An 8,117-nucleotide genomic window follows, 5' to 3' on the forward strand; every position below is an offset into this window, starting at 1 on the left:
ACCGAGGTCGTACACCCCGTCCCCTGGCCCCGATCGGAGAAACGGTCAAGCGCCGTGGCCCGGGCCGTCGACCTCTACCGCTGTTCCCACTGGGCCCGGGTGAGTTCGTACTCGACCTCACCGTGCTCGGAGCCCTCGATCGCCTCCGGCCAGTCCCCGGTGAAGTGCCGGAGGAAGGACAGGCCCGCCTTCTCCATGACGCGGCGGGAACGGACGTTGACGGCCATGGTGTTCGCCGTGACCCGGTCGACCTCCAGGTCCGTGAACCCCTTGCGGATCAGGGCCCGGGACCCCTCGGTGGCGTAGCCGTGCCCCCAGGACGCCCGGTTCAGGCGGTAGCCGAGTTCGACCACGGCAGGACTGTGTTCCTCCAGCGGCCGGAACTCGAACCAGCCCAGGAACGTGCCGGTGGCCTTCTCCTGCGCGGCCCAGTAGCCGCGGGTCCCCCAGCACGGATAGTCGTGCAGGAGCCGCGGCAGGACCCGCGTCTCGATCGCCTCACGGCTGGTGGGGCGGCCTCCGTTGAGGAAACGCATGACCTCGGGGTCGTTGTCCAGGGCGAACAAGCGGTCGTCGTCGGCCGTCGTGAACGCGCGCAGGACGAGCCGGTCGGTCTCCAGGAAGCGGAACATGCCGCGATCCTCACCACGGCCCGGCCGAACCCGCCACCGGTTTTCCGACCGCCGGCCGTCGCCGGGGTCCCACTCGACCGCCAGTGGCTCCTGGGACCACGTCTTCGCCCGAGCCGGCCATGTCAGGAACCATGTGCCGCGATGCCGAGCCCGAGCAGGAAGCCGGCCACCGGGACCTCCAGGAGGACGGAGCGCGACGCCCGGCGGCGCGAGGCGTCGACCGCCCGGAGCGGCGCGGTCCCCCGGGCGCACCGCTTCACCGGCAGGGTGAAGGCGTTGACGACGAGGAACGGGCCGATGAGGAGCGAGACCCCGGCGAAGACCACCGGCACCTTCTCGCAGCCGCGGGTCAGGGTGTCGGCGAGGACGGCCCCGTCCGGTACGTACGCGCCGGCCAGGTTCGACCAGGCCCGGCCGGCCCGCAGGGGGCCGCCGTCCGCCGCGTTCGGCGTCGCCGAGCCGTCGGCCGGCGGCCGTACGGCGGCGACGACGGGCACCCGGGCCGGCCGGGCGGCGAGCGCGTCGTCGAGCACACCGGCCCGCGATCCGGCGTCCGTGCCAGGCTCGGGGGCCTTCTCGGTCACCGTGACGCCGACACCGGCGAAGGTCTTCGGCGCGGTGGCGCGGTGGCGCGGTGGCGCGGTGGCGCGGTGGCGCGGTGGCGCGGCGGCGCGGCGGCGCGGCGGGGCGCGGCCTCATGTGGCTCCGCCGCCTGCGAACCGCGTCCTGAAACGATCGGCAAGCGGCGGGTACGGGACGAACGCGGCGAGGCGTACGGACAGACGACCCCACGATTCCCACGGATCCCACGGATCCCACGGATCCCACGGATCCCACGGATCCCACGGATCCCACGGAGCCCCGGCCGCCCGCACCCCCGCACCCGTCCGATAATCGGTTGCCCTGCCGGGACCCCTCCCCGAAGGTGAGGCAGTGACCGAGATCGACGACAGGCCGCGGATCGACGCGGCCCGCTGGCTGCACCTCTACGAGAACGACTGCCCCGCCCCGCCGGCGGCCGAACTGCCGGCCCTCGCGGCCGAACTGGCCGAGGCCCTCCGCCACCCCGACCCGGACCTCCGCGACGGCGCCCCCTACGTGGTGCTGCGGACGTGGATCCAGCGGGACGTCATCGACGAGCCGCTGCGCGCCCGGCTGGGCGCGGTGATGGCCGACCGGTTCGACGACCCCGAGATCCAGGCGCGCACCTTCGCCCCGCTCGTGCTCGACATGATCGTCGGCCGCGGCGACTTCGACCCGGCGTGGCTCGCCGCCTTCCGGCGCTGGTTCCCGGCCGAGACGGACCTGCGCGGGTACGACCCCGAGCTCGGCTGGCTCCACGCCGTCGCGCACGGCGCCGACCTCCTGGGCACCTTCGGGCTCCATCCGGAGGCCGACCCGAGGGAGATGCTCGCGCTGGCGGCGGAACGGCTCGTGGCCCCGACCGACGAGCTCTTCGCCCAGCAGGAGGACGACCGGCTCGCCCAGGCCGTCGCCCGCACGCTCACCCGGCCGGAACTCTCCGAGGCCGAGGCCGTCGGCTGGCTGGACGCGATCGAGACGGACTTCGCCGCCGGCCGACGCGGCGCCCCCACCACGGCCGCGCACACCTCCAACGCCATGCGCACCCTGCGGACGCTGTACCTCCTCGCCGACACCGGAGTCCGCGTCCCCGGCGCCCCCGCCCCCGTACGCCCGCCCCACGCGGAGGCGCTGAAGCTCCGTCTGAGGCGGGTGCTGGCCCTGGTCTTCCAGGAAGCGTGACGGACGAGCACCACCACGCGGTGAGGCACGTCCCGGCCTCCCGCGACAGCGGCTTCCCACGGAGGCACCGGATAAAGGATCGCCACGCACAGGACGGTTCTCTACGGTGAGCCGCAGCGGGCACGCGCGCGTGCCCGCAGGCTGCGGCGCCGTGGCGGAGTGGCCCATCGCATCGGTGTGGGCGAGGTCCCGTTCACACCGACTGACGGGGACGGGGCGGACCTGCCCCCACCTGTCCGCGGGTTCGAATCCCGTCGGCGCCGCGGCCGACCCGGCACTGATCCGACGACGCGTCAGCACGCAAGAACGAGCGCGAACGTAGACGCGTACGTGACCTCGATCGTGACCTCGACCTCGACCTCGACCACGACCGTGACCGTGACCGTGACACGGCACGACCATGACCACGACACGATCGCGACCATGCCCACGATGTGCCCCCGCCGACCTCCGCGATCGGCCCCACCACCCCACCGCGGCGCGACTAGCGTGGGCACATGGTGCACCTCAAGCAGCCCCAGCTGTCCGGGCTCGGGCAGAACCCGGCCGCCCCGACCGGCCTGTTGGTGCGCCTGGCCGCGCACGCCGCGGGTCGGCACGGCCTTCTGACGCGCGAGGGGCGGCTTCCGGACGCGGTCGCCGAGGCCTTGCTGGTCCACGGCCGCGGCGATGCGGCGATCCGCTTGCGCGGGCACCGGGTCTCCCCGGCGATGCGCCGCCGGATCGCCGGGCACCCCGACCCCGCGATCCGCGACGCCCACCCGGACTTCGTCCGCGGCGCGGTGGAGCGCGGGCTCGGGCCGGGTGTCGACGCCCTGGTCGAGACGTACGGCCGGTCGCCGGCGGAACTCGCGGCCGACCCCGACCCCAAGCTGCGCGCGGTGATCGCGCAGGACTGGCACGACCGGCCGGCCGCCGTGCAGAAGGCGCTGCTCACCGACCCGGATCCCGGAGTGCGTTCCAGCGCGGCACGGGCCGAGCGCCCCGGCGTCCCGCCGGAACTCCACGAGCGCTGCCTCGCCGATCCGGCGGTCCGGGCCGCCATCGCGCACCGCCTCCCCCTGACCCCCGCGCAGTTCGACCGCCTGGTGGCGACCGGGGACGAGGCGGTCCTGCACGCTGTGGCCCGCAACCCTTACCTGACCGCCGCCATGGTGGCCCGCCTCCAGGACGGCGCGGATCCCTCCGTACGCGTCGCGGTGGCCTACAGCCGCCACACCACGCCCGAGAACCGGGACCGGCTGCTCGCCCTGGTGGAGGCCGGGAGCGCGGCCGGCGACATCGAATCCGAGATCGCCCTCCATTGGTCGCCCCACCGGCCCGACTGGCTGCGGGACGCGCCGCTCGCCGAACGGCTGACCTATCTGAACTGCCCCCACGCCGTCTTCCGGCGCACCCTGGCGGAGAGCGCGGACCTGCCCGACGAGGCATGGCGGCAACTCGATGACGACCCCGACCCGTCCGTTCGGTACGCCGCCGCCCTCCGGCCCGGCACCCCGGCAGCGGTACTGCTGCGGCTGGCCCGGGAACACGGCGATCCCTCCACCACCCGGCCCCCGCTCGTACGGCACCCCAACTTCCCGCGTCAGGAACTGCGGGGCTTCGCCGACGCCCCGAACCCGCGGCTCCGCCTCCTCGCCCTGGAGGACCCCCGGCTGCCCGTCGCGGTGCTGCGAAGACTGGGGGAGTGCGAGGAACCGTTCCTCCGCGCGGGAGTGGCCCGGCACCCCCACATCAGCGCGGACCTCCTGGAACGACTGCTGGCAGACCCGGACCCCGACGTCACCCACCACGCCGCGGCCAATCCCGCCCTGTCCGGAGCGCGGATGGACCGCATCACCACCGAAGCCGGCCTCTGAAGACCCCGCGGGCGGCAACCCGGGGCGGGGGGCGTCCGGCAGGGCTGTTCCGCCGATGAGTTCGACGTCCCCGGACGGTCTGCCCCGACGTCACGACCGCTTTCGACAGGAGCGCCATGTCCACCATTCAGCCGGTGATCCTCACCGCCGATCCGGACGTCCTGATCGGCTTCTACACGGAACTGTTCGGCGCCGAGGAGATCTTCCGGGTACCGGAGGAAGGTCCGGTCTTCTACCTCGGCTTGCGCATCGGTGACACCGACCTCGGGCTGGTGGCCAAGGCGGAGGCGGGGGAGCGGGGGGCGCCGCGGGTTCTGCTCGGCATCGGTGTCGAGGACGTCGACGAGACGCTCGGCCGGGTGGCGGCGCTGGGCGGCTCGGTTCGCGGCGGTGCCCGCGACATGCCGTGGGGGCAGCGCGTCGCCCACATCCAGGATCCCGACGGCAATCCGGTGAACCTCACCCAGCCGATCCCGGCGCGGTGACGGGTCCGTCTGCTCTCGGGCATGGTGCCGGGTGCCGGTCCACCAGGTTGCCGCCCGGCCGGGAGTCTCCCGGGGGCCGTGCCCCTGTCCGTACCCGTCCCGAACCCGTACCCGTACTCATACCCGTACCCGTCCAGCGGAACGGCCGGGCACCACCGGAGGGGTGCCCGGCCGTTCCGGCGGGGTTCGGTGCTCGGTGTTCAGCGGTGGGTGGCCAGGCTGTGCGAGGTGCCCGCCGCGACCGTGAACACATCGGTCAGGGGCTCCGCGCAGGGGCTGGGCCGGCGGCCCGAGCAGACCTGGACGGGGACGTTCCGGTCGGTCGTCGTGCCGTCGCCGAGCTGGCCGTTGGAGCTGGAGCCCCAGCCGAGGGCCGTGAGGTCCGAGGCCACGGCGAGGGTGTGCTCGCCGCCGGCGGCGATGTCGAAGACGCCGGAGAGGAAGCCGGAGCAGGGCGCGGCCTGGCCGACCGCACAGGCCCGTACGGGGATCGGGTTCTGCTGGTGGCCGAAGGTGCCGTCGCCGAGCTGGCCCTTGCGGTTGTCACCCCAGCCCACGACGCCCTGCTCGCTCTGGAGCGAGAGGAGCGCGACGCTGTGGTCGCCGCCCGCCGCGATCTGGTTCACGCCGGTGAGGAAGCTGGAACAGGGGGCGGTCTGGCCCGGCGCGCACACCTGGACGGGCGTGTGGGTGCCGGTCGCCGTGCCGTCGCCGAGCTGACCGAAGAAGTTGTGGCCCCAGCCGCGTACCGTTCCGTCGGTCAGCAGCGCGAGGCTGTGGCCGCTGCCGCCCGCCACGCTCCCGGCCGCGCCGGTGAGGGCGACCTGGACGGGGACCGACTTCTGGAAGTCGCCGCTGCCGTCGCCGAGCTGCCCGGAGGAGTTCAGGCCCCAGCTGCTGACGGTCCTGTCGGCGTGCACGGCCAGGCTGTGCCAGGAGCCGCCGTCGAGGCCGGTGATGCCGGTGAGGAAGTCGGAGCAGGGCGCGGCCTGGGCCCGGGCGCACACCTGGACGGGCGTGTTCCGGTCGGTCGTCGTACCGTCGCCGAGCTGGCCGTGATCGTTGTCGCCCCAGGCGACGACGCTGCCGTCGGCCCGCAGCGCCAGGTTGTGGAACGCGCCGGAGGCGACGGCGACGACGTCGGTGAGGACACCGGCGCAGGGAGGGGCCTGGCCCGGCGCGCACACCTGGACGGGCCGGGTGCTGCTGGTGTTCGTACCGTTCCCGAGCTGGCCGTCGCTGTTGAGCCCCCACGCCCACACGGTGCCGTCGGCGCGCAGCGCCACGCTGTGGTTGGCCCCGCCGTCGAGGCTGATCGTCCGCCGGCTGCGCGCGGTGCGGACCGGGAAGGGACTGTCGTCGGTGTTCCCGTTGCCCAACTGCCCGGTGTTGTCGGCACCCCAGCCGACGACAGGGCCGGGAGTGATGGCGGCCCCGGCGTCCGTCGCCAGGCCGGTGGTCAACAGGAGCGCGGCGCCGCAGACGGTCGCGGCCCGTCTGAACGCAGAGGTGCTGAGGCGTGGGAATCTCATGGACCGTCCTCGGGTGCGGGTGTCACGACCCCCCGGCCCACGAGCATGACCCGTCGCCCCGAAGCCCCGCCCCCGACACGCGCCCACCCGTACCCGACGTCACCTGGCCGGTCGCGCCGACCCGCCGGTCAGCCCCCGCCCTCCGTGCGCTCCGTCCATGCGTTCTCCCGACCCCCTCACGTCCAAGCCCACGTCCAAGCTCACCTCCAATGCTCACGTCCAAGCGGCGCGGAGCTGCGCGCGGTGGGCGGCGAGCCAGGCGGCGAAGGACTGGAGGCCGGGGTCGAGGCCGCGGACGGCGGTGAGGTCGCGGGCCGCGGTGAAACGGTGCTCGCAGTCCGCGTAGTACTGGAACATGTTCCCGCTCTCGGCGGCGCCCGGGAATTCCTGCGCCCGCCATTCGTCCGGGGTGAGGGGCCGGTAGCGCACGGGTTCGCCGACGGCCTCGGTGAGGGCCGCGGCCATGTCGGCGACCGTGAGGTGCTCCCCGGCGATGCTGATCGTGGCGGCGACGAAGTCGGCGCCTCCTCGCAGCACGGCGAGGGCGGTCCGGCCGATGTCGTCGACCGCGATGCCGGAGAGCCTGCTCCCGCCCATCGGGTACGCCAGTTCGAGGACGCCGTCCTCGGCGCGCCGCGGGGCGAACATGTCGATCAGGTTCTCCCAGTAGAACGTCGAGCGCAGGAACGTCGTCGGCACGCCCTCCTCGGTGAAGTAGCGGTCCGCCTCCGCCTTGGCGTCGAAGTGGGGCACCTTGTAGCGCTCCTGGAGAGTGGGCATCCGGTCGTCGTCGAGCGGGACGCAGTCGCGGGTGTCCTCCAGCGTGGACCACACCGCGTGCTGCACCCCCGCGTGGGAGGCGGCCCGGGCCAGGGCCCGTGCCTGGTCCTTCTCCCGCTCGGCGGACGTGTGCTCCCAGAAGTTCGTGACCAGGAACGCGCCGTACGCGTGCGCGAAGGCGGGCCCCAGGCTGGATTCGTCGTCCATGTCGCCCTGGACGACGTCGGCTCCCAGCCGCTCCAGTTCGCGGGCCGCCTCCGAGTCCGGGTGCCGGGTGACGGCGCGTACCCGGAAGTCGTTCTCCTGGCCGGTGAGGGCGGCCCTGACGAAGCCGCCGCCCTGGCGCCCGGTGGCACCGAACACGGTGATGATCTTCTTGTCCGTCATGGCCGTCATGGTTCGATCGCCTCGCACCTCAGCCGCCTTCAGCCGCTCTCAGGCCCTCCTCAGGCTCTCCTCAGGCCGCCCTCGGCCGCCTTCGGCGCGCCCTCAGCCGCTCTCTTCCCGTTTGTCCTCGTCGACGATCTCGGCGTCGACGATGTCCTCGCCCTCGCCCTCGCCCTCGCCCTCGTTCTTGCTCTTGCCCTCCTCCTTCCCGCCCGCTCCCGCGGCCCCCTGGGCCCGGGCGTACAGGGCGGAGCCGATCTTCTGCGCGGCCGCGCCCAGCCGGTCGACGGCGGCGCGGACCGCGGCCGTGTCGCCGTCACCGTCACCGGCACCCCCGCCTTCACCGCCTTCACCGCCATCACGGCCGGCAGCGGACCCGGCGGCCCCGAGCTTCTCCTTCACCTCGGCGACGGCGGCCTCGACCTCGGCCCTCACGTCACCGGGGATCTCGGCCGCGTTCTCCCGCAGCAGCTTCTCGGTCTGGTGGACGAGGTTCTCGCCCCGGTTGCGGGTCTCGGCGGCCTCCTTGCGGGCCCGGTCCTCCGCCGCGTGCCGTTCCGCCTCGCGGACCATCCGGTCGATGTCGTCCTTCGGCAGCGAGGAGCCGCCGGTGACGGTCATCTTCTGCTCCTTGCCCGTGCCCAGGTCCTTGGCGGTCACGTGCATGATGCCGTTGGC

At 73.8% G+C, this 8,117-nt stretch carries 8 protein-coding genes and 1 tRNA gene; 4 read left to right on the forward strand and 5 right to left on the reverse strand.

Going from position 1 to position 8,117, the window contains the following annotated elements; all coding sequences use genetic code 11:
- Positions 1-74 precede the first annotated feature (74 nt).
- Both AB0E83_RS13470 and AB0E83_RS13475 read right to left on the reverse strand, forming a co-directional pair.
- Complete coding sequence (locus tag AB0E83_RS13470) at positions 75-632, reverse strand: GNAT family N-acetyltransferase (protein WP_362109805.1); 558 nt, start codon at positions 630-632, stop codon at positions 75-77.
- Positions 633-754: 122 nt separating this feature from the next.
- Positions 755-1,216 carry a hypothetical protein gene (locus AB0E83_RS13475; RefSeq protein WP_362109807.1) on the reverse strand — a complete coding sequence of 154 codons (462 nt, stop codon included), beginning with the start codon at positions 1,214-1,216 and terminating at the stop codon, positions 755-757.
- 349 nt (positions 1,217-1,565) lie between these two features.
- On the opposite strand from AB0E83_RS13475, the gene AB0E83_RS13480 reads away from it, so the two are divergent.
- The 4 genes from AB0E83_RS13480 to AB0E83_RS13495 all read left to right on the forward strand — a co-directional run bounded on the left by AB0E83_RS13480 (position 1,566) and on the right by AB0E83_RS13495 (position 4,740).
- Positions 1,566-2,396 carry a DUF2785 domain-containing protein gene (locus AB0E83_RS13480; protein WP_362109809.1) on the forward strand — a complete coding sequence of 277 codons (831 nt, stop codon included), beginning with the start codon at positions 1,566-1,568 and terminating at the stop codon, positions 2,394-2,396.
- Between the two features lie 145 nt (positions 2,397-2,541).
- Positions 2,542-2,659, forward strand: a tRNA-OTHER gene (locus tag AB0E83_RS13485).
- Between the two features lie 234 nt (positions 2,660-2,893).
- Positions 2,894-4,255, forward strand: a complete 1,362-nt coding sequence (locus AB0E83_RS13490; protein ID WP_362109811.1) for a hypothetical protein — start codon at positions 2,894-2,896, stop codon at positions 4,253-4,255.
- 116 nt (positions 4,256-4,371) lie between these two features.
- The gene (locus tag AB0E83_RS13495; RefSeq protein WP_362109813.1) at positions 4,372-4,740 is read left to right on the forward strand and encodes a VOC family protein; all 369 of its coding nucleotides are present in this window, start codon (positions 4,372-4,374) and stop codon (positions 4,738-4,740) included.
- 200 nt (positions 4,741-4,940) lie between these two features.
- Here the strand turns inward: AB0E83_RS13495 and AB0E83_RS13500 are convergent, their stop codons facing one another.
- The 3 genes from AB0E83_RS13500 to AB0E83_RS13510 all read right to left on the reverse strand — a co-directional run.
- On the reverse strand, positions 4,941-6,272 hold the full coding sequence (locus AB0E83_RS13500) for a hypothetical protein (protein WP_362109815.1): 1,332 nt from the start codon (positions 6,270-6,272) through the stop codon (positions 4,941-4,943).
- A gap of 213 nt (positions 6,273-6,485) precedes the next feature.
- Entirely contained in the window at positions 6,486-7,439 is a 954-nt protein-coding gene (locus AB0E83_RS13505; protein WP_362109817.1) for an NmrA/HSCARG family protein, read from the reverse strand.
- Between the two features lie 102 nt (positions 7,440-7,541).
- The coding region (locus AB0E83_RS13510) for an Hsp70 family protein (protein WP_362109819.1) at positions 7,542-8,117 on the reverse strand (576 nt) is incomplete at its 5' end.

Source organism: Streptomyces sp. NPDC035033, assembly GCF_040636735.1.
In the GTDB taxonomy this organism is placed as follows: Bacteria; Actinomycetota; Actinomycetes; order Streptomycetales; family Streptomycetaceae; genus Streptomyces.

What these genes read in the sequence shown, in the direction of transcription:
- AB0E83_RS13470 (WP_362109805.1), bottom strand. Translation starts at nt 632, where the DNA reads ATGTTCCGCTTCCTGGAGACCGACCGGCTCGTCCTGCGCGCGTTCACG.
- AB0E83_RS13490 (WP_362109811.1), top strand. Translation starts at nt 2,894, where the DNA reads ATGGTGCACCTCAAGCAGCCCCAGCTGTCCGGGCTCGGGCAGAACCCG.
- AB0E83_RS13495 (WP_362109813.1), top strand. Translation starts at nt 4,372, where the DNA reads ATGTCCACCATTCAGCCGGTGATCCTCACCGCCGATCCGGACGTCCTG.
- AB0E83_RS13500 (WP_362109815.1), bottom strand. Translation starts at nt 6,272, where the DNA reads ATGAGATTCCCACGCCTCAGCACCTCTGCGTTCAGACGGGCCGCGACC.
- AB0E83_RS13505 (WP_362109817.1), bottom strand. Translation starts at nt 7,439, where the DNA reads ATGACGGACAAGAAGATCATCACCGTGTTCGGTGCCACCGGGCGCCAG.